We start from the raw sequence: 20,190 nt of genomic DNA, 5'->3' as shown, positions 1-20,190 counted from the left end.
GGTGCGCTCGCGGGCGATGAGCTATGAATCGTGCAGCGGCTCGCGCGCGGTCGTCGCGACCCCCCTCGGGCGGGATCTGCGCCCAGAGCCCGGGGGGCGCCGCCTTCGATGTTGAAGAGGGTCCGGTTCATGAGCCGAGCGGGGAGAGCGAGCCCGGAGAGCGCGAAGGTCGCGCGTCCGGCGGCCCCGGAGCCCACGTCGAGGCCCGTCCCGCTCGCGCCCGAGAGCGGGCCGTCGCGCTCCGCGGCGCCGGGAGGCTCGGGCGCCACGCAGGACACCGTGTTCGCGTGCGTCGATCCGCCGTCGTCGCGCGTGCCGAGCCGGTTTCCGATCCGCGACTGGGACCGCTACGAGTGCGTATCGCTCATCGGCAGGGGCGGCATGGGCACGGTCTACAAGGCCAAGGACCCGCGGCTCCAGCGGTACGTGGCGCTCAAGCTCATCCGGGGCAACGACCCGGATCTCGCCCAGCGCTTCATCTGGGAAGCGCAGGCCCAGGCCCGGGTCGAGCACCCGAACGTCTGCAAGGTGTACGAGGTCGGCGAGGCGCAGGGGCAGCCGTTCATCGCCATGCAGTACATCGACGGCCAGCCGCTCCACCGCGTGGCGCAGCAGATGTCGCTCGAGCAGCGGGTGAAGATCGTGGCCGACGTGGCGGACGGCCTCCACGCCGCCCACCGTCTCGGGCTGATCCACCGCGACATCAAGCCGGCGAACATCCTGGTCGAGCGGACGGCCGACGGCGCCTTCCGTCCCTACCTCCTCGATTTCGGGCTCGCGCGGGACATCGCCGCGGACGGCCGGGCGACGACCAGCGGCGAGGGGACGCCGGCGTACATGGCGCCCGAGCAGGTGTCCGGCGGCCAGCGCCAGCTCGACCGCCGCACCGACGTCTACTCCCTCGGCGCCACGCTCTACGAGATCCTCGCCGGGCGCCCGCCGTTCGTCGATCCGTCGATGACGAGCCTCGTCGCCCGGGTGGCGAGCGAGCGGCCCGTGCCGGTGCGCCAGATCGACAGGCGGATCCCGCTCGATCTCGAGACCATCGTGATGAAGTGCCTCGAGAAGGAGCCCCAGCGGCGGTACGACTCCGCGACGATGCTCGCCCTCGATCTCGGGCGCTACCTCGAGGGCGAGCCGATCGACGCGCGGCCCGCGAGCCTCGTTTACCGCGCCCTGAAGCGGGCGCAGAAGCACAAGCTCGCGGTGTCGGCCGCCGCGGCGGCCCTCCTCGTGCTCGCCCTCTCGGGGGCCGTGGCCCTGCGCGCGAAGCTCGCCGCCGCGCGCCAGGCCGAGCGCTCGGCGCACATGGCGTCGCTGGCCCAGGGCTTCGGGCAGGACGTGAAGGAGATGGAGCTCTTCATGCGCTACGCGTACGCGCTCCCCCTCCACGAGGTGTCGCGGGAGAAGGAGGTCATCCGCGCGCGCATGGGCGAGATCGACCGGAAGATGCAGGCCATGCGCGACGCCGGGGGCGAGCTCGTCGAGGGCCCGGGCCACTACGCGCTCGGGCGCGGGCACCTCGCGCTGCACGAGCCCGAGGAGGCGCTCTCGCACCTCGAGGCGGCGCTCGCGAGCGGTTACGCCGCGCGGGAGGCGAAGCTCGCGGCGGGCCTCGTGCACGGGATGCTCTACAGAAAAGGGCTCGACCGGGCGCGGCGCCTCGCCGACAAGGGGGAGCGGTCCGCGCATCAGCTCGAGCTCGAGGAGCGGCACAGGCTCCCGGCGCTGAAGCACCTCAGGGACAGCGCGCGAGCGGCCGCGGAGCCGTCCGCGTACACCGCGGCGCTCATCGAGCTCTACGAGGGGCGCTTCGACGAGGCGCTCGCCGACGCGCGGCGCGCGTTCGCGCGATCGCCCTGGGAGTACGAGGCGAAGATGCTCGAGGGCGACATCCTGCTCGCGAAGGGTGCGGCGGCGCGCGACCTCGGGGAGCCCGACGCGGCGCTCGCCGAGTTCCGGGACGCCGTCGCCTCGTACGAGGTCGCGGCGGAGATGGCCGAGAGCGATCCCGACGTCCACGAGGCGGCCGCGCGCGCTCTGAGCGAGATCATGCTGATCGAGGCGCAGCGCGGCGGCGGCGCCGACGAGCTCTTCGCGCAGATCATCGCCCGCTGCGACAAGGCGCTCCGCGCGAACCCGCGCGCGAGCGGCGCCCACGCGAAGAAGGCCTGGGCCCTCGTGCACCGGGCGAGGCGCGACCTCGCGCGCGGCGCGGATCCGCGGCCGGACCTCGTGCAGGCGATCGCCGAGAGCGAGCAGGCGGTCCGGGGCGACCCGTCGGACGCGACCGCGCACGGCGCCATGGGGGCGAGCATCTTCCTGCTCGCGTCCCACGAGAGCTCCCTCGGGCTCGACGTGCGGCCCTCGCTCGGGCGCGCGGTCGAGAGCATGGAGCGGTCGCTCGCGCTCGACCCGAGCTCCTTCTGGGCGTGGAACGACGCCGGCATCGCCTACGGCATGATGGCCGAGGACAGCGCGTCCCGCGGCGCCGATCCCCTCCCCCTCTTCGAGCTCAGCGCGTCGCACACGGAGCGGGCGATCGAGATCGCGCCGTACGACGCGCCGCTGCACCTCAACCAGGGCTGGTTCTACGCGCAGCGGGCGCAGTACGAGCTCGACCACGGGACGCCGCCCGAGGAGTCGCTCGAGCTCGCCAAGGACAACCTCGAGGCGGCGCTCCGGCTGCGCCCGGATAGCCATCCGGCCCACGGCGCCCTGGCCCTCGCCTACCTGATCCAGGGCCGGTACGAGCGGCTCGCCGGCGTGAGCCCGGAGGTCTCGCTCGCGCGGTCGCTCGACGGGTACGGCGCGGTGATGCGCCTCCGCCCGGGGGATCTCGAGGCGCAGCAGGGGGCCGGCCTCGCGCGCCTCGAGGCGGCGCGGTGGGCGCTCGACCGCGGCGAGGATCCGGCGGCCGAGCTCCGCGCGGCGCGGGGCGCGGTCGAGCGCGTCCTCTCCGCGAAGCCGGGGAGCGCGGGGGCGCTCCTCGCGCTCGGCCAGGTCGACCTGCTCGCGGCGCGGTGGTTCGCGTCCCGGGGCCGGAGCCCGGCGCCGCCGCTCGACGCCGCGGAGCGCGCGCTGCTCCGGGCCCTCGAGTCGAGCGACCGGAACGCGCGGATCTTCGGCGCTGTGGCCGAGGTCCACCGGCTGCGCGCGACCTCGGCCGCGCCGAGCTTCCTCGACGCGCGCGCGGAGGTCGAGGCGGGGCTCGCGATGATCGATCGCGCGCTGGCCATCGACCCGGCCCTCCCCGCGGCGAGCGCCGAGCAGGGCGCGCTGCTGCTGCTGAAGGCGAAGGCGGAGCCCGAGCAAGCGCCGCGCCGGGAGCTCTCCTTGCGCGCCGCGTCCGCGCTCGAGCGGGCGCTCCGCGACAACCCCCTCCTCGCGCGCGAGTACGCGCCCCTCCTCGACGAGGCGGGGAAGGCCGCGGAGGCGGTGAAGCGCTAGCTCCACCCGCTGGCGGGCGCTCTGCCCCGCGGTGCTACGCCCGGCGCTTCGGGCGTGAGATCCTGGACATGGCCTCGTCGTGGGCCCACTTGACGCGCATGAACTCGTTGGCGTCGCCGCCGCGATCGGGGTGCGTGACCAGCGCGAGCCGGCGGAACGCCCGGCGGACCTCGGCCGCGCCGGCCGCCTCCGAGAGGCCGAGCACCGCGAACGGCGACACGCCGCGCGCGGACGCGGGCCGCGACGGGGCGCGCCGCGACGGCCCGGACGCAGGCGGCGGGGGCGCCTCCCGCCGCGCGCGCGGCTTGGGCCACGGGGGCTCGCCGCGCAGGACGCGCGTCCAGGCCGTCGCCCACGCCGGCTCGATCTCGACGAGCGGGCGCCCGGCGGCGCGCTCGGCCTGCGCCCTCGCCTCCTCCACGGTCCGCGCGCCGCCCTGGCTCGCGTCCGGCGGGCGGAACGGCTCGCGCGCGGGCTCGACCGTCCACCAGGCGGCCCACAGGAAGCGGCGGCGGCGCGTCGGGGTCACCGCGTATACGCCGCGGAGCGGGAGCGTCATCGGGGGCGGGCCCTCAGAAGATCTCGGGGCACCACGGCGCGCGCGCGGCGCGGAACAGCCGATCCGCGCGCTCGACGGCGCCCTCGGAGAGCGCATCGACCTGGCCGGCGTCGGCGAGGCACCGGAACGAGACGCCGCCGAGGTACGCCGAGCCGAGCGCCGCGACGTCGAGGCGGAGGTCCGGCGCCGCGCTGGTCCGCGCCGCGCGCCGCTCGCCGCCGTCGAGCCGGAACCGGCCGGCGTTCCAGGGGCAATCGCGGTCGGCGATCTCGAGCGTGAGCGCCTCGGCGCTGCCGTAGGCGCGCGCCGCGAGCGCGGCCTCGACGTCCACGATGCGCACCCAGATCCCGTCGCTCGCCGTGAGGCGCAGGCGCCGCGGCTCGACGAGGAGCAGGCCGAGCGGGTGATCCGGCGGCAGGAGGCTCGCCTCGATCCGCTGCGCCAGGTCGAGATCGAAGAGGTAGCGCCAGACGAGCCGGGTCCCGAGCGGCGTCGCGCCGATCGCCTCGATCACGCGGACCGAGCCGACCGGGATGCTGGAAGCGTCCCACTTGTGGTGCACGCAGTAGAGCGCGTACGCCTCCGCGCGCCCGTCGACCTCGATGACGACGCGCTGGAGCGGGCCGCCCCCCTGGCGGGTGAAGTCGTTGTCGGCCAGCCGGCGGACCTGCCACCACACCTTCGAGCGCGCGAGCATCCCGGGGGCGAACGCCCGGGCGCGCTCCCAGATCGGCGCGAACGCCTCGATCGCCGCCGCCTCGTCGAGCAGCCGCGCCCGCCCCTCTGCGCCCGCCTCGTGGCGGAACGCGGCGCGATCCCGCTCGATCGAGATGGAGCACGCCTGGGACGCGATGCCGTAGCCGAAGCGGCCGTAGATGCCGCCCTCCGTGGCCCAGAGCGAGGAGATCGGCCGCCCCTCGGCCCGCGCGTCGTCGAGGTGCCGGCGGATGAGGCGCGTGAGGATGCCGCGGCGGCGGTGCGTCGGGTTCACCGCGACCATGGTGAGCCCGGCGACCGGCACGGCGCCGCCCGGGGCGGTCATCGTGAGCGAGTACGAGCCGGCGGCCCCGACGACCGACGCGCCGTCGTAGGCGCCGATGCGCGACGTGAGCTCCGGGAGGCGCTTCGCGCTCTGGAGGCGGTCGGGGCTCGCGGCCATGCCGAACGCGGTAAGGATGGGCTGGGAGAACTCGGCCTGCTGCTCGGCCGTCATCTGCCGGAGCTCGATATCCATGCGGCCACGATAGCAAAGGAGCCGCGCGCACCGGCGCAGAAGCAAAGGAGCCGCGCGCACCGGCGCAGAAGCAAAGGAGCCGCGCGCACCGGCGCAAAAGCAGAGGAGTCGCGCGCACCGGCGCGGCGATCTCCCCGGGCGGCGCCGCGCCCGCGGCGGTCTACGCGCTCAGCCGCTCCCGCTCCCGCGCCGCCGCGCGCCGGACGCGCGTCTTCAGCCAGGCCTCGATGAGCGGCCACACCGTGAGCGGCGCGTCCCTCCCGACCACGATGTCGAGGTGTCCGCGCGGGAACTCGCGGTACGTTTTGTCCGAGGACCGGCTGAAATTGTAGGCCGGCTTCACGGACGCCGGCGGCGCGAGGTCGTCGAGCGTGCCCGCGACGACGAGCAGCGGCAGGTCCAGGTGCTCGAAGCGCTCGGCGTAGCCGAAGAGGCTCCCCATGTGGTGGCCGCTCTTCCGCGACGCCGCCGCGTCCAGGAACATGTTCCGCAGCACCGTGATGCTGCCGCTGTCCATGGCGAGCGACATGTGCTGCGTGAGCACGCGAGTCTCCATCGAGCCCGGGACGAACCCGCGGATCGGCAGCGGGAAGATCGGGCTCTCGATGAACGCGCGCACGAACCGGAACGGCTCCCCCCACGCCGACAGCGGCAGCGCCCCCTGCCCGAGCGGGACCCGCTGATCGACCGTCAGCATCAGCCGGCCGACCAGCTCGAGCACCCGCGACCCGTGCGTGAACAGATAAGGGCTCCCGAGGGTGACGATCCCGCCGACCGCGTCGCCCATCGTCGGCGCCGTCGCGTAGCTGATGAGCCCCCCGAGCGAGTGCCCGATCAGGTACACCGGCCGCGGGCCGGAGATGCGCCGGACCTCCTCGATCGCCGCCGGCACGTCCTCGCGGACGAAATCCGTCACGTGACCCGGCCGCCGCGCGCCGAGGTGCCGCGACCGCCCGTGCCCGCGCAGGTCGAGGTTGAAGACGTCGAAGCCCGCCCGCGCCAGGTAGTTCGAGAAGCTGCGCGACGGCAGGTGCCAGATGTACCGGTTCTGGCCGTACCCGTGGATCAGCAGCACGCTCGCCACCGTGCTCCGCAGCCGCGCGCTGCGCTTCCGGATCATCGCGAGCGGCACGTCGTGCACCACCGGCTCCCGGTCGACCCCCGGGTCTTCCCCGCCCGGCGCGCGCGCCCCCTCGATCCCGCGGCTCGCCGGCGCGACCTCGACCGCCGTGCTGCGGACCCGCACGACCACGAGCTCCTTGATGAACCTGTCCCGCTCATCGCGGTCGACCGTCTGCTCGACCTGAGACTGATGCAGGATCATCCTTTCCGTCTATTGCGGATTATTTTGCCGTGCGCAACCTCGGGCCGACGCGCTTCGCACGCCGGGTGCGCCGGCGCCGCGGCGCCGCCAGCGCCGGTATCGTACGACCGCCAAGGCCAGGGCGCGAGCGAGCGCGCTCGGGCACTCCCTGGTGGAAAAAGCTCTGCCTTGGGCGGTCCGCAGGCGTCACACGGCGCGGCGTCTCGTGTACCCTCCCCTCGGCTGGTACCCGGTGCACCGGGGCGCCCGGAGAACCGGAGCTTGGCCTCGGCGCGTCCGTTCCGTGCGTGCCCGGGTCCGGCCTTGACCTTACGCATCGCTAGGTGACCTCAATGTACCACTTGAAGATGGGTCGGCAGCTCGCGGTCGGGGTGCCTGCCAGGGCCGCTGCGCTCGCCGCGTTGCTCGGCGCCGTGTGCTTCGCCGGGACGGCCCGCGCGCAGCCGAAGGACGGGGGCGGCAGCACCCCGGACGACGCCGTCGCAGCGGACGAGCAGGCCAAGGACGAGCAGGCCAAGGACGACAAGGCGCCCGCCAAGGACGATGTGCCGGAAGCGCCGCCCGAGGCCGCGGACGACAACAGCCCGTTCGAGAAGGACGGCAAGGCCCACAAGTTCATCGGCCTCCGGCTCCGGAACGTCATCGTCCCGAAGTTCATGATCAACCTGTTCGCCGACGGCGGCGCGACGGTGAACGTCTTCATGATCGGCCCGGAGTTCACCTCGCGCAAGAACGGGCTCGAGATCGATCTCGGGCTGTCCTACGCCGACTACTCGATGGATCCCTTCCTCTTCAAGGGGAAGAACGACGACCAGTTCGCCTGGGAGATGGTGTCGAGCGACATGAAGCTCCTCTATTTCACGAGCGATCTCCTCTTCGACGTCCCGATCGACGACAAGGGCCGCTTCTCGCTCCTCGTCGGCGGCGGCGTCGGGATCGGCCTTGTGTTCGGCGACCTCCACCGCGCGCAGGCGTACCCGGGCGCCCCGGGGTCGAACCCGAGCCCCGACGACGTGAGCGCGTGGAGAAAGTGCTCCGGCGTGGGCGGCCCGGGCGGCGCCTACTGCGACGGCTCCAACAACCATTACGGCGATTACAGCGAGCCGAGCTGGGTCAACGGGGGCTCGAAGCCGTCGGTGTTCCCGTGGATCTCGTTCCCGCAGGTGAGCTTCCGGTACAAGCCGATCAAGCAGCTGCAGACGCGGCTCGACGCCGGGTTCTCCATCACGGGCTTCTTCTTCGGGCTGTCCGCCGGGTATGGCCTCTGATCGAGGGATCGCGTGACGTCACACCCGCTGTTCCCCCCGCGGTATGAGCCGATCGGAACGCTCGGAAAGGGCGGCGGCGGCGAGGTGTGGGCGGTGCGCGACCGGATCACCGGCAAGGCGGTCGCGCTGAAGACGCTCGGCGAGGACGCGGACGAGCCGGAGGTGCTCGCGCTCGTCCGCGAGGCGGCGGCGCTGTCGGGCGTCGAGGGCCTCGGCGTGCCGCGCGTGCTGCGCTTCGGCCGGCTGCCCGCGTCGGGGCGGCCCTTCATGGTGCGCGAGCTCGTCGAGGGGACGAGCCTCGCCGACCTGCTCGCGCGCAAGGGCGACCTGGCCAGGAACCTCGCGGCCATCGCCGACGCGGCCGACCAGCTCACGCGCCTGCACCGCGCGCTCCTGCTGCACGGCGACGTGAAGCCCGCGAACGTCATCGTCGGCGAGGGCGGGCGCGCCACGCTGGTCGACCTCGGCCTCGCCGCGCCGTTCCGGGACGACGGCTCGCGGCCCGTGGGCCTCACGCCCCGCTACGCCGCCCCCGAGCTCTTCAAGGGCGACCCGCTCACCGTCCGCGCCGAGGTGTTCGCGCTCGGCGCGACCCTCGCCGAGGCGCTCCGCCAGAGCGAGGGCGAGCGCGATCCGAAGGTCGTCGACGCGCTCCAGGAGGTCGTCGACCGGGCCACCGCCAAGGAGCCGAACGCGCGCTACCCGAGCGCGGACGAGCTCGCGAACGCGCTCCGGCGCGCCGCGCGGCTCCCCTGCGGGCCGAGCGAGGAGCCCGCCGGGCCCACCGAGCCGGGCGCGCGGCCCGACGCGGGCGCGGGCGCGGTGGTCTGGCCGATCGTCGGGCTGGACGCGCCGTCCGGCCGGCTGCTCGCGCAGATCATGGCGCTGCCCGCGGGCTCCGGGCTCTCGATCGCCGGTCCGCCCGGGTCCGGGCGGAGCGCGCTGCTCCGGCGCATCGCGTGGTCGCTCGAGGTCGGCGGGTACGCCGTCGCGTGGGTCGAGGCGGCCCGCGTGGCCGACCCGCGCGGGGCGCTCGCGATCGAGCTGTCGGCGCACGATCTCGGCCGGGTGACGGCGCTCGTCGACGACGCCGATCGCCTCGGCGAGGCGGAGATCGAGCGGCTCGACGAGGTCCGGAGGGCCGGCGGCAAGCTCGTGCTGGTGCTCGGGGCCCCGCAGGAGCGCGCGGCCGGCGGCGCCGAGGGCGCCCCGGCGGCCGGCGCGCCCTCGCCCGGCCGCGCCGCGGCCTTCGCCGGCGGGTTCCAGCGCTTCGAGATGGCGCCGCTCGACGAGCAGGTCGCCCGCGAGCTCGTGCAGCGCACCATCCCGTCGCTGAGCGACGCGGTGGCCGCGCACGTCGTCGCGCGCGCGGGCCGGTGGCCCGGGCGCATCCGGGAGATCGTCGCGCGCATCGCGCGCGCGCCCGTCGCGTCGACCGAGGACGTCGATCGGCTGCTCGAGGCGCCCCCCGCCTCGGGGGCGGCGGCGTCCGGGTCGGGCGGCGCCGGCGCCGAGGCCGCGGCGCTGCCGCCCGCGGAGATCCACCGGCTGCTCGACCGCGGCCACTTCGACGCGGCCGCGGAGGCGCTCGGCCGGCTCCAGGGCGACGGCTCGCCCGTCGTGGTGATCGCGCGCGCGCGGCTCGCCGTGAACCGCGGCGACGCCGCGCGGGCGCTCGCGGAGCTCGCGCGCGTGAAGGACCAGGTCGAGGCCTCGGGCGATCGCGCGCAGGCGGCGTTCTGGTCGCTGCAGATGGCCCGGGCGCTGCTCCGCACCGGCGACTACGTCGAGGCGGAGCGCCGCGCGGGCGAGGCCGTCGAGCGGGTGGGCCCGGTCAAGCTCGAGGCGGAGCTCCCCGGCGCGCCGCGCCCCGAGGTCGCGACGGCCGCCGCGTTCGGCGCCTCGCCCGAGGCGATCGTCGCCGAGGCGGTGGCGACGCGCGGGCTCGCGCAGAGCTTCGCCTCGCGGCACGAGGACGCGAAGCGCTCGCTGGAGCACGCGGTGCGGCTCGCGCGGCTCACGGGCGAGCCGCGGATCCTCTCGGTCGCGCTCGTCTCGCTCGCGTTCGCGCTCCAGCGGGACGACCGCCTCAGCGAGGCGAAGACCGTCTACGAGGAGGCGCTCACGGCGGCGGAGCAGGCCGGCGACGCGGGCACGCTCGCGACGACCCGCCTGAACCTCGCCGCGCTCACGAAGCTCCAGGGCGACCTCGGCGCGGCCATCCGCCACCTCGAGGCGGCCGTCGACCTGGGCCGGCGCTCGGGCCGCGTGACGACGATCCGGCAGGCGCTCCTCAACCTCGCGAACCTCGACCTCTACCTCGGGCGGCTCGCGCGCGCCCGGGTGTCGCTCGACGCGCTCGCGGCCCAGCGCGCGGATCTCGCGCCGCAGCAGCACGCCCAGCTGCTCGCGCTCGAGGCGGAGCACGCGGCGCGCTCCGGCGACCTCGAGCTGGCCGAGCGGCTCTGCCTGGAGTGCGCCGAGGCGTACGAGGCGATGGGCCGGCGGATCGACGGGGTCGAGGCGCGGCTCGAGCGCGTGCTCTTCGCGGTGGCGCGCGCCGGCGCGGACCCGCGCGCCCTCGGCGAGGAGATCGACGTGGCGGCGGAGCGCCTCGGGACGACCGGCGCCCACCGGGCGCTGCTCGCGCTCGCGCGCGGGCGCGTCGCGGCGCTCGCGCGCGACGAGTGGCGGGCCCGGGCGGCGTACGACGAGGCGCTCGAGGCGGCGCGCGCGGCGGGCCAGCGCGACTGGATCTGGCGCGCGCTGGAGGCGCGGGCGCAGCTCGAGACGGAGCGGGGGCACCTCATCCGGGCGCGCCACGACCGCGAGGAGGCGCTGATCACGCTGGAGGAGATCGCCTCGAAGCTGCCGCGCGACCTCAGGGAGGTCTTCTGGAACGACGGGCGCCGCAAGGAGATCCGGGCGGCGGCGATGCTCGAGCTGATGAGCAGCCGCACGGTGCCGTTCGCCCAGACGGGCGCGGCGCCGGCGTCCGGCGCGGGGCCCGCGCAGGGCGCGGCGCCCGCGCAGGGCGAGGACCGGCTGGCGCGGGTGCTCGAGATCAACCGGGAGATCGCGGGCGAGCACGACCTCACGCGCCTGCTCGCGAAGGTGACCGATCACGCGATCGCGCTCCTCCAGGCGGAGCGCGGGTTCATCATCCTGCAGCGGCCGCCGCGCGGCGAGCCGCCGCCCGCCGCGGGCGAGGGCGCGGTCGATCTCTCGATCCACGCCTCGCGCGACCAGGCCGGGGACGATCCGCACGCGCGCTTCTCCAGCTCGATCGCCGAGCGGGTGATCTCCACGGGCGAGCCGGTCGTGACCGCGAGCGCGCGGGACGACGCGCGCATGAGCGATTACGTCTCGGTCCACCAGCTCATGCTGCAGTCGGTCGCCTGCGTGCCGATCCGGCAGCGGAGCGGGCAGGTGATCGGCGCGCTGTACCTGGAGACGCGCCTGAGCGCGGCGGCGAAGTTCGAGGCCGAGCTCCCCACGCTGACGGCGCTGGCCGACCAGGTGGCGATCGCGATCGAGACCGCGCGCCTCGTCGGCGAGAACGAGCGCCGCGCCCGCGAGCTGGAGCGCGCGAACGAGGAGCTGCGCGCCGCGCGCGCCAAGCTGGAGGAGCTCCTCGGCCACCGCACCGCGCAGCTCGCCGCGACGCGGCGGGATCTGCGCTCGGCACGCGCGGTGATCCGCGGCCATTTCGGCTACGAGGGCCTGGTCGGCACGAGCGAGGCGATGCGCCGCGTGTACGCGCTGATCGACCGGGTGAAGGACACGGACATCCCGATCCTCATCACGGGCGAGAGCGGGACGGGCAAGGAGGTCGTCGCGCGGACGATCCACAACGCGAGCCCGCGGGCGAAGAAGCCGTTCGTGGGCGTCAACTGCGGCGCGATCCCGGAGCACCTCCTGGAGAGCGAGCTCTTCGGGCACATGCGCGGCGCGTTCACGGGCGCCGATCGCGACCGCAAGGGGCTCTTCCGGGAGGTGACCGGCGGGACGATCCTCCTCGACGAGATCGGGGAGATGCCGCAGAAGATGCAGGCGGGCCTGCTCCGGGTGCTGCAGGAGAAGGTCGTCCGCCCGGTCGGCGGCGCGCGCGAGGAGCCGGTGGACGCGCGGGTCATCGCGGCGACGCACCGGGATCTCGCCGACATGGTCTCGCGCGGCACGTTCCGCGAGGATCTCTATTACCGGCTGCACGTCGTCGAGGTGCGGGTCCCGTCGCTGCGCCAGCGGATCGAGGACATCCCGCTGCTCATCGACTATTTCCTCGGGATCTTCGCCGCGCGCTACGGCCGGGATCGCCGCAGCGTCTCGCGCGCCGCGCTGAAGCGGCTGTCGGCGTACAGCTGGCCCGGCAACGTGCGGCAGCTCGAGAACGTGCTGCTCAACGCGTGGGTCCTGTCGGACCGCCCCGAGCTGGAGAGCGACGACTTCGAGCTCCCCGACGCGGCGCCGCGGTCGCTCCGTGGCCCCGAGGCCCCGCCCCCGCCGCGGGCGCCGCTCGGCGGCGGCGGGGCTCCATCGAGCGCCGGCCGGGCCCCGCCGTCGAGCGAGCCTCACCGGGTCGAGACGTCGCTCGACGCGCACAAGGCGAGCGAGCGCGAGCGGATCCTGGTGGCGCTCTCGAGCTGTAACTGGAACCGGGTGAAGGCGGCGCAGGTCGTGGGCTTGCCGCGCCGGACGTTCTACCGGCGCCTGAAGGAGTACGGCATCCAGTGAGCGCTCGCCGCCGCGCATAGGGCGCCGGTGGGGTGGGGCGGCGCTCGCTGCGGTCTTGCCGGGCTGCGCGCGCGCAGGCACGCTTGTGCCGCGCGGAGCGGGCGCGCCCTGCCGGTACGCCACCCCGAGACGCGCGCAGGATCCCGTGAGCGATCGATCGAACCTCGCAGCCTCCATCGACGGTGCACCCCTCCCGGACGAGGAGGCGCGCGATCTCTGGACGCGCTTCAGCCGGTACATGGATGAGCACCGCGGCGACATGGCGGGCTTCGCGCGCGAGAACGGCTACGTCAGCGTGACGCCGACCTTCGATCGCGGGCGAGCGCTGCTCGTGGTCCGGACGACGGAGGCGCCGCCGGAGAAGCCCGCCCCGCGCGGCGCGGGCGAGCCGGGGCCGCGGGGAGGCGGCAAGCCGGCCGCACGGGGCAGCGGCAAGCCGACCCCGCGCGGCAGCGGCAAGCCGGCGCGCGGCGGGCGGCGGCACTGAGAGACCATCCTCCGTCTCTCGTTCTCGTCTTCTGTTCTCCTCTTCCCTCTTTCCTCTTCGTGCGCGTGCGCGATTCACTCGGAATCAACGCGCACGCGCACGAAGGACGCGCACGGAAGACGAGAGACGAGAGACGAGAGACGAGAGACGAGAGCTTAAAGTAGAACCTCTGCCCTTCGGTCTCTCAAAACCTCTCTCGCTCGAAGCGCCCCGGGCTGACGGGCACCCTGGAGTCGCGCGCGCCCTCCTCCGGGCGCGCCGTGATCCGGCCGGAGAGGACCGCCTCCGCCAGCTCGCGGACCTCGGCGCTCGTCGCGCGATCGGCGCGCGCGAGCGCCTGCTCGGCCGCGGCGCGGGCCTCGGCCGCGCGGCCCGCGAGCGCGTGCGTCCGGGCGATCTCGGCGAGCGTCGCGGAGAGCTCCGCGGCGTTGCCCGAGACGTCCAGGAGCCGCTTCGCGCTCAGGTACAGCGCGAGCGCCGCGCCGAGATCCCCCTGGATGCGCGAGAGATCGCCGCGCGCCCGGAGCACCCCGGCCTGCCCCGCGCCGTCCTCGAGCACCTCGAACAGGGCGAGCGCCTGCTCGTAGTCCGAGAGCGCGTCCTCCAGGTCCGACGCGTCGGCCGCCGCGACGCCCACGAGCTCCGCCACCAGCTCGAACTGCTTGCGGCGGAGATCGCCCCGCGCCTTGAGCGTCGCGGCCTGGCCGCGGCGCTCGAAGCCGGTGCGGAACAGGGCGAGCGCCCGGTCGTAGTCGCGCACCGCGTCCACGAGGTCCTCCTGCAGCGAGCGCATGTCCCCACGCGCCTTCAGGACGGCGGCCTGCCCCAGCACGTCGCGCGTCGCCGTGAACAGCTCGAGCGCCTGATCGTAATCCCGCTCGGCGCCCGCGAGGTCCTCCTGCCGGGTCCGCAGATCGCCGCGCGCCTTGAGCACGGCGGCCTGGCCGAGGTGGTCCTCGGTGGCCTGGTACAGCGTGAGCGCCCAGTCGTAGTCGCGCGCCGCGCCCGTCATGTTGTCCTGGCCGAGCCGCATGTCGCCGCGCGCCTTCAGCACGCTGGCCTGCCCGCTCCGATCCCCCGCGCCCTGGAACAGCGCGAGCGCGGTGCTGTAGTCGCGCGCCGCGCCCGGCAGGTTGCGGAGGCGGACGCGCAGATCGCCGCGCGCCTTGAGCGCCCGCGCGTGCGCCGCGCCGTGCGGGCGGGCGCGGGGCGACTCCGTGGGCCCCGCGCCGTCGGCGTCGGGGGCCGCCCCGCGCGACCCGGCGCGCGGCTTGAGCGGCTCGCGATCGCCGAGCTGCAGGAAGAGCTGGATGGCCAGATCGTAGTCGCAGACCGCGCCGCCGAGATCGCCCTCCTCGGCGCGCGCGAAGCCCCGCGCCCGCAGCGCCTCCCCCTCCCCCGCGCGGTCGCCCGCGGCCTGGAACAGCGCGAGCGCCTCGTCGTAGTCGCGCACCGCCTGGACGGGGACGCCCTCCCGCAGGCGCAGCGCGCCGCGATCCATGAGCACCTGGGCCTGGCCGGGCGCGTCGCCCGCGGCCTGGAACAGCGCGAGCGCCTCGTCGTAGTCGCGCGCGGCGCTCGCGTAGTCGCTGCGCCGGAGCAGCAGGTTGCCGCGCTCGCGCAGCGCGTGGCCGCGCGCCTCCGGCGCCGTGCCGGTGAGGCTCGGGGGCGCGGCGCTCGATCGGGGGCCCCGCATCGCGCCGTCGCCGAGCACCTCGGACAGCGATCCGCTCTTCGGGGCGCAGCGCTCCGACGCGCTCTCGAACGAGCGCTGCGTGGCAGGCTCTCCATCCACGCCCTTCAGCTCGGACTGGGCTTCTGCGCGGCGACGCATGATAGACGGAACATCATACCGCGGCCGCGCCCCCCTCGTGGAGACATTGCGCCGACGCCCGCGCGTCCATGCACATTCCGACTCCGCGCCTTCCTCGCCCTCCGCGCCTCCACGTACACGCGTCGGCGCGTCGCCGTACATTTCCGCGATGGCGCTTTTCGTCGCGGTCAGCGCGGCGCTCGCCCCCGCCGTCCGGGTCGCGAGCCGCGGCGCGGCGATGCCCCGGCTGTGCCGCCGCGCACCGCCGCGGATCGCGCCCCCACGCAGGCGACGGCGACGCGGCGGCCCGACCTCGCACGGCGCCGCGCCGCGGCGGCCCGACCTCGCACGGCGCCGCGCCGCGGCGATCCCCGCGTCGCGGTGGCGATCAGAGGCCCTTGCGCGAGACGAGCACCGCGTCCCGCTCGACCTCGTACATCGCGCTCGTCACGAGCGCCGCGGCCGTGCGCTCGCGCACGTTGAGCACGCGCAGCTCGGCGTAGGTCTCGTCCGGGAGCAGCTCCTCGTCGACGCCGAACTTCGGCGCGTCGACCTGCGCCGGCCGCTCGTCCTGCACCCGCGGCCGGAGCGTCGCCAGCTTGCCGGCGCCCCCGAGCTGCTGCACCCAGCGGTCGCCGCGCCGCACCGCGAAGAAGCGCTGCCCCGGCTTCACCCCGTCCTTCTCGCCCTTGTCGATGAACACCACCTGGTGCTGCCCGAACAGCTGGTAGGGGTAGATCGCCGCGATGATCCGCGCCTCGAGGTCCGCGTCGGCGCTCGCCGGCGGCACCACGTCGAAGCGGCGCGCCACCCAGCCGACCCGGTCCCCGCGCTCGATCACGTCGAGCGACTCGACGAGCCGCGCGCGCACCATGTGCGTCTTCGGGTTGTAGCGATCGACGCGCGCGGTGCCGCGCACGGTCACGAGCTCGCCCTTGTCGTCGCCGCCGCTCTTCACCTTCTTGATCTCGCGGAAGATCGTGAGCTCCTGGCCGATCGCGACCTCGTGGTCCCCCGAGAGGCGGAGGTAGACGTCGTCGCCCTCGCTGAGGAGCATCTGGTCGTCGGGGCTGGCGACGAGCTCCCCCCACGTGTCCTTCTTCACGTCGTCGACCCAGCCGAGGTCGCGCAGGAAGATCGTCTTCGCCGGCACCCGCCCCCCGCGGCCCGCCTTGGTCAAGCCGAGCCCGATGCTGCCGCGGGTCGGGGCCTCGTTCGGGTCGCGGAGCCGGATCCGATCGCCCGGGTAGATCCAGTGCGGGTTCTGGAGCTGCGGGTTCAGCGCCCAGACCTGCGGCCAGGCGTAGGGGTTCGTGTAGTACCTGCCCGAGATGTCCCAGAGCGTGTCGCCGCGCCGCACCGAGTGCGACTCGGGCACGACCTGCCCCTCGACGACGTAGCTCCCGTTCGCGCTGCCCCGCACCGAGGCGGGGCCCTCGCCGCGGCGGCCCAGATCGAAGCCGTCCGACGCGCGGGACGTGTCCGTGGTGCCGCGCGAGCTCGAGGGCAGGTGGGCGTTCGGATCGAACCCCGGCTGCGGATAGCCCGGCACCACGACCTGCGTCTCGACGGTCGGCTGGGCCGGCGGGAGCTGGACCACGGTGACGCCCGGCCCCTGGCCGGCGCCCTCCCCGCCCCCCTGCTCCTGGGCGAGCGCCAGCAGCGGCGCCGCGGCGAGCGCGAGGGAGAGCGGGACCAGCGTTGCCTTCGGGTGGAACTTCATCGCTTGCGCCTCGACGGGGTGGAGGGTGGCGGGCTCGGCGGCGGCGATCCGCCCGGCGGCTCGTCGATCACGACGCCGCGCGCGGTCGAGCGGAGCACCGGCGGCCGCGCGCCGTCGTCCTCCGGCGCGAGCCGCACGACCTCGAGGTCGGGCCTGTCCAGCTCCTCCGGGGAGGCGGCGCGCGGCCCGGCCTCGTCCGGGCGCGCCGCGACGCGCGGGGCGACCCGCGCGCGCTCCAGCGAGCCCACCCGGTCCGCGAGCACGGCGCTGTCCGCGCGCACCCGGACGAGCTCCGCGCGCAGCTCGGCGAGCTGCTGTTCGACCGCGTCGCGTCCCCCGCCGCACCCGGCGGCGAGCGCGGCGAGCGCGAGCCCCATCGAGCCGATGCCCAGGCCAATCCTCATGCGGCGCCCAGCCTACCCGCCGCCGCGCCGGCCGGCCAAACGCTCGGCGATCTCCCCGCGCCGCGCGGCCGTCGCCAAGCACCGCGCCCGCCCCGCCGGAGCGACCCGGGCTCCACGCGCGGCGCGACGTCGCGCGTTACGGAGCGCGCGCAGTTCTGCTAGGGTCGCGCCCCGAGAAACGAGCTGCGAGGGGTGAACGTGCGGAAATTCTTCTTGATTTTCCTGATCGCGGCGGCGGGCGCCGCATGCGGCGGCGACGACGGCCCGGGGACCGCGGAGACCGCGTGCTTCGACTACGGCAAGTTCGACGGCGCGACCCCCGCGGTGAGCTTCGCGACCGACGTCCTCCCCGTCTTCCAGCGGTCCTGCTCGTTCAGCTCGACCTGTCACGGCGCCGAGGCCGGCTCGGCCGGGTTCGCCTACCTCGGCCCGGCGGTGAGCGAGCAGGCCACGCCGGCGCAGATCGACGCGATCGTGGCCCAGAACGTCGGCGTCCCGTCGCGCGCGCCGTCCGGGATGCCCCGGATCGCGGCCGGCGACCCCGCGAACAGCTTCCTCATGCACAAGCTCGACGACACCCTGAGCTGCGGGGACCTCGAGTGCGCCCCCGACCAGTGTGGAGCCCCGATGCCCTACACCGGCGACACCCTGCCCGCGGCGGAGCGCGACGCCATCCGCCGGTGGATCCACCAAGGGGCCAAGGTCAATTGATCGGCCGGCTCTCCGGCCACGTCGTCGAAGAGGGCGACGAGGGCACGGTGGTGCTCGACGTCGGCGGGGTCGGCTACGAGGTGACGGTCCCGCTCGGCGCCGTCGGGCGCGCGCGCGGCATCGCCGCGCCGTCCGGCTCCGACGCGATCACCCTGTTCGTCCACACCCACGTGCGCGAGGACGCGCTCCTCCTCTACGGCTTCGCGACGCGCGAGGACCGGGCGGCGTTCCGCGTGCTCATCGGCATCTCCAGCATCGGCCCGAAGATCGCCGTGGCCATCCTCAGCGCGCTCGGCGCGGGGGAGCTCGCCGCGGTCATCGCCCGCCGGGAGACCGCGCGCCTCACCGCCATCCCCGGCGTCGGCAAGAAGACCGCCGAGCGGCTCGTCCTCGAGCTGAAGGACAAGCTCGTCAACCTCCCCTCGGTCGCGCCCTCCGCCGCGGCCCCGCCCCCCGCGGCCGTCGGCTCGAAGCAGGAGCTCCTGCACAGCGCGCTCACCCGCATGGGCTACCGGCCGGCCGAGGCCGAACGGGCCGTCGCCGCCCTCGGCGCTCGGGTCGACAGCGCCCCGCTCGGGGATCTCGTGCGCGACGCGCTCGCGCTCTTGGTCAAGTGAGCGCCGCGCGAGGGCGCGCCGCCGGCGAGGCGAGCCGGCGGCCGCTCCGGGCCCCGCGCCGGCCGGCCGCACATTCCGCCGGCCGCCCGCACATTCCGCCGGCCGGCCGCGCATGAAGGAGCGACAGACTGTCGACAGAGGGCGGCCGCGGCGAATATGCTCCCGCCGCCGTTCGCCTTGAGACCCCGTCCGGTCGCTCGTTGTGAGGAGGCCTGGTGATCACCTGCCCGAAGTGCTCCAAGGAAAATCAGGACCATTACAAGTTCTGCCTCGGCTGCGGCGCCGAGTTGCCTCGCGACGTTTCGCCGAAGAAGTTCGCGGCGGGCACCCCGCCCCACGGCGTGCCGGCGGCCTCGCGGTCGAACCAGCCCTACGGCGATGAGCCGACCGCCATCGGCACCGGCGCCCAGAAGGGCCCCGCGGTCGCGCCCCCGCCGCCCGCGCTCGTCGATCCGGCGGCGTTCTCCGTGCCGGTCCGCGGCGAGGACACCGGCACGAGCAGGAAGGCCGCGGCCGCCGCGCCCGCCGCCGCGCTGCCGTCAACGCCCGCGGCGTCGGCCGGCGCGGGGACGGTCGTCTGCCCGCAGTGCCAGGAGCCCAACCCGCCGACGAACAAGTTCTGCGCGCTCTGCGGCTTCAAGCTCGTCAAGCCGGCGGGCGCCTCCGTGCAGCCGCCCGCGCCGGTCGTGTCCACGTCGGGCGCCGCGAACGTCGTGCTGACGGCGCTCCGGGCCGACGGCACCGAGGCCGGCTCGTACACCCTGCCCACGAACCCCACGACCGTGGGGCGCGACGCGGGCGCGATCTTCGGCGGCGACAGCTACCTCTCCCCGCGCCACGCGACGTTCTCGATCAAGGGCGGGCGCCTCTTCGTCAAGGACGAGGGCTCCCTCAACGGCGTCTACCGCAGGCTGCGCAGGGACACGCCGGTGCAGCTCGAGAACGGCGACGTCTTCCGCATCGGCCAGGAGATCGTCCGCGTCGAGTCGCTCGCCCCCGCGCCCGCGACGCCCGACGGGGTCGAGCGGCTCGGCAGCCCCTCGAAGGGCTACGTCGCGCGCCTGGCGCTGATCATCGGCAGGGACGCGACCGGCAACGCGTTCCCCGTCCCCGACACCGGCCTGCACCTCGGGCGCGAGCGCGGCGACATCCTCTTCCCCGAGGACGGCTACGTCTCCGGGCTCCACTGCCAGATCTCGCACCAGGGCGGCCGGCTGTTCCTCACGGACCTCGGCAGCTCGAACGGCACCTTCCTGCGCGTCCTCGGCGAGGCCGAGGTCGCCGGCGGCGACATCCTGCTCATGGGCCAGCAGCTGTTCCGCGTGTCCGTGTGAGGCCGCGCGGCCCGAGCTCCGAGGGCGCCACCGTCCCGCTCGCATAACCCCACGCCCCGCCGTACGCTGGGCATCTCTGAGGCACTCGCCATGGAAATGGTCCGCACCATCCGCGTGGTCGCCGCCGTGATCGAACAGGACGGCCGATACCTCATCACCCAGCGCCGCCCGACCGCCGTGCTGCCGATGCTCTGGGAGTTCCCCGGCGGGCGGGTGGAGGAGTCCGAGACCGACGCGGCCGCGCTGAAGCGCGAGGTCCGGCACCGGCTCGGCGTCGAGATCGAGGTGGGCCAGCTGATCTCGTTCGTGAGCCACCCGTACGAGCGCTACATCGTCGACCTGTACCTCTACGAGTGTCACATCAAGGGCGGCGAGCTCGCCTCGCTGGCCGTGAACGCGTTCCGGTGGGTCACGAGCGCCGAGTTCGATCGCTACCCGTTCACGCCGGCCGACGAGGCCAGCATGAACAAGCTCCTCGGCATGGCCTGACGCGCCCGGGGCGGCTCGCGCGGGCCAAGCGCCGCGCGCCCTC

The 20,190-nt window shown here is 75.0% G+C and carries 14 protein-coding genes; 8 read left to right on the top strand and 6 right to left on the bottom strand.

What is annotated here, in order from left to right; all coding sequences use genetic code 11:
* The first annotated feature begins 129 nt into the window (after window positions 1-129).
* On the top strand, window positions 130-3,450 hold the full coding sequence (locus tag NQZ70_RS02750; RefSeq protein ID WP_237244960.1) for a serine/threonine-protein kinase: 3,321 nt from the start codon (window positions 130-132) through the stop codon (window positions 3,448-3,450).
* Window positions 3,451-3,484: 34 nt separating this feature from the next.
* Here NQZ70_RS02750 and NQZ70_RS02745 read toward each other — a convergent pair whose 3' ends face one another.
* From NQZ70_RS02745 to NQZ70_RS02735, 3 genes are all read right to left on the bottom strand, one after another.
* Window positions 3,485-4,009 (bottom strand): J domain-containing protein, encoded by a 525-nt coding sequence (locus tag NQZ70_RS02745; RefSeq protein WP_165373760.1) that lies wholly within the window; start codon window positions 4,007-4,009, stop codon window positions 3,485-3,487.
* A 13-nt stretch (window positions 4,010-4,022) separates the two neighbouring features.
* Complete coding sequence (locus tag NQZ70_RS02740) at window positions 4,023-5,243, bottom strand: GNAT family N-acetyltransferase (protein ID WP_129572831.1); 1,221 nt, start codon at window positions 5,241-5,243, stop codon at window positions 4,023-4,025.
* 160 nt (window positions 5,244-5,403) lie between these two features.
* Window positions 5,404-6,567 carry an alpha/beta hydrolase gene (locus NQZ70_RS02735; RefSeq protein WP_129572830.1) on the bottom strand — a complete coding sequence of 388 codons (1,164 nt, stop codon included), beginning with the start codon at window positions 6,565-6,567 and terminating at the stop codon, window positions 5,404-5,406.
* A gap of 332 nt (window positions 6,568-6,899) precedes the next feature.
* Between NQZ70_RS02735 and NQZ70_RS02730 the strand changes: the two genes are divergently transcribed.
* The 3 genes from NQZ70_RS02730 to NQZ70_RS02720 all read left to right on the top strand — a co-directional run bounded on the left by NQZ70_RS02730 (window position 6,900) and on the right by NQZ70_RS02720 (window position 13,056).
* A complete protein-coding gene (locus tag NQZ70_RS02730; protein ID WP_237244959.1) occupies window positions 6,900-7,835 on the top strand; it encodes a hypothetical protein in 936 nt (311 codons plus the stop codon).
* A gap of 12 nt (window positions 7,836-7,847) precedes the next feature.
* Entirely contained in the window at window positions 7,848-12,569 is a 4,722-nt protein-coding gene (locus tag NQZ70_RS02725) for a sigma 54-interacting transcriptional regulator (protein ID WP_272827663.1), read from the top strand.
* A gap of 145 nt (window positions 12,570-12,714) precedes the next feature.
* Window positions 12,715-13,056, top strand: a complete 342-nt coding sequence (locus NQZ70_RS02720; RefSeq protein ID WP_129572829.1) for a hypothetical protein — start codon at window positions 12,715-12,717, stop codon at window positions 13,054-13,056.
* A gap of 184 nt (window positions 13,057-13,240) precedes the next feature.
* Here the strand turns inward: NQZ70_RS02720 and NQZ70_RS02715 are convergent, their stop codons facing one another.
* The 3 genes from NQZ70_RS02715 to NQZ70_RS02705 form a co-directional block, all read right to left on the bottom strand.
* Entirely contained in the window at window positions 13,241-14,890 is a 1,650-nt protein-coding gene (locus tag NQZ70_RS02715; protein ID WP_129572828.1) for a tetratricopeptide repeat protein, read from the bottom strand.
* Window positions 14,891-15,257: 367 nt separating this feature from the next.
* Window positions 15,258-16,592 (bottom strand): LysM peptidoglycan-binding domain-containing protein, encoded by a 1,335-nt coding sequence (locus tag NQZ70_RS02710; RefSeq protein ID WP_129572827.1) that lies wholly within the window; start codon window positions 16,590-16,592, stop codon window positions 15,258-15,260.
* Window positions 16,589-16,996 carry a hypothetical protein gene (locus NQZ70_RS02705; protein ID WP_237244956.1) on the bottom strand — a complete coding sequence of 136 codons (408 nt, stop codon included), beginning with the start codon at window positions 16,994-16,996 and terminating at the stop codon, window positions 16,589-16,591. The genes NQZ70_RS02710 and NQZ70_RS02705 overlap by 4 nt, the downstream gene beginning before the upstream one ends.
* Window positions 16,997-17,188: 192 nt before the next feature.
* On the opposite strand from NQZ70_RS02705, the gene NQZ70_RS02700 reads away from it, so the two are divergent.
* The 4 genes from NQZ70_RS02700 to NQZ70_RS02685 all read left to right on the top strand — a co-directional run bounded on the left by NQZ70_RS02700 (window position 17,189) and on the right by NQZ70_RS02685 (window position 20,147).
* On the top strand, window positions 17,189-17,707 hold the full coding sequence (locus NQZ70_RS02700; RefSeq protein WP_129572826.1) for a hypothetical protein: 519 nt from the start codon (window positions 17,189-17,191) through the stop codon (window positions 17,705-17,707).
* Window positions 17,704-18,324, top strand: coding sequence for a Holliday junction branch migration protein RuvA (ruvA, locus tag NQZ70_RS02695; RefSeq protein WP_129572825.1), 621 nt, complete (start codon window positions 17,704-17,706; stop codon window positions 18,322-18,324). The genes NQZ70_RS02700 and ruvA overlap by 4 nt, the downstream gene beginning before the upstream one ends.
* A gap of 215 nt (window positions 18,325-18,539) precedes the next feature.
* A complete protein-coding gene (locus NQZ70_RS02690) occupies window positions 18,540-19,658 on the top strand; it encodes an FHA domain-containing protein (protein ID WP_129572824.1) in 1,119 nt (372 codons plus the stop codon).
* A gap of 90 nt (window positions 19,659-19,748) precedes the next feature.
* Window positions 19,749-20,147, top strand: coding sequence for a (deoxy)nucleoside triphosphate pyrophosphohydrolase (locus tag NQZ70_RS02685; RefSeq protein ID WP_129572823.1), 399 nt, complete (start codon window positions 19,749-19,751; stop codon window positions 20,145-20,147).
* Window positions 20,148-20,190: the final 43 nt, after the last annotated feature.

It is taken from the genome of Sorangium sp. So ce836 (genome assembly GCF_028553905.1).
Lineage (GTDB): Bacteria > Myxococcota_A > Polyangia > Polyangiales > Polyangiaceae > Sorangium > Sorangium cellulosum_D.
The sequence above is the reverse complement of the archived record's forward strand: the minus strand, read 5'-3'. Positions and strand labels throughout refer to the sequence as shown.

Excerpts from the sequence above, each read along its gene's own strand:
- NQZ70_RS02750 (WP_237244960.1), top strand. The coding sequence starts at position 130 with ATGAGCCGAGCGGGGAGAGCGAGCCCGGAGAGCGCGAAGGTCGCGCGT.
- NQZ70_RS02745 (WP_165373760.1), bottom strand. The coding sequence starts at position 4,009 with ATGACGCTCCCGCTCCGCGGCGTATACGCGGTGACCCCGACGCGCCGC.
- NQZ70_RS02740 (WP_129572831.1), bottom strand. The coding sequence starts at position 5,243 with ATGGATATCGAGCTCCGGCAGATGACGGCCGAGCAGCAGGCCGAGTTC.
- NQZ70_RS02735 (WP_129572830.1), bottom strand. The coding sequence starts at position 6,567 with ATGATCCTGCATCAGTCTCAGGTCGAGCAGACGGTCGACCGCGATGAG.
- NQZ70_RS02730 (WP_237244959.1), top strand. The coding sequence starts at position 6,900 with ATGTACCACTTGAAGATGGGTCGGCAGCTCGCGGTCGGGGTGCCTGCC.
- NQZ70_RS02715 (WP_129572828.1), bottom strand. The coding sequence starts at position 14,890 with ATGCGTCGCCGCGCAGAAGCCCAGTCCGAGCTGAAGGGCGTGGATGGA.
- NQZ70_RS02710 (WP_129572827.1), bottom strand. The coding sequence starts at position 16,592 with ATGAAGTTCCACCCGAAGGCAACGCTGGTCCCGCTCTCCCTCGCGCTC.
- NQZ70_RS02705 (WP_237244956.1), bottom strand. The coding sequence starts at position 16,996 with ATGAGGATTGGCCTGGGCATCGGCTCGATGGGGCTCGCGCTCGCCGCG.
- NQZ70_RS02685 (WP_129572823.1), top strand. The coding sequence starts at position 19,749 with ATGGAAATGGTCCGCACCATCCGCGTGGTCGCCGCCGTGATCGAACAG.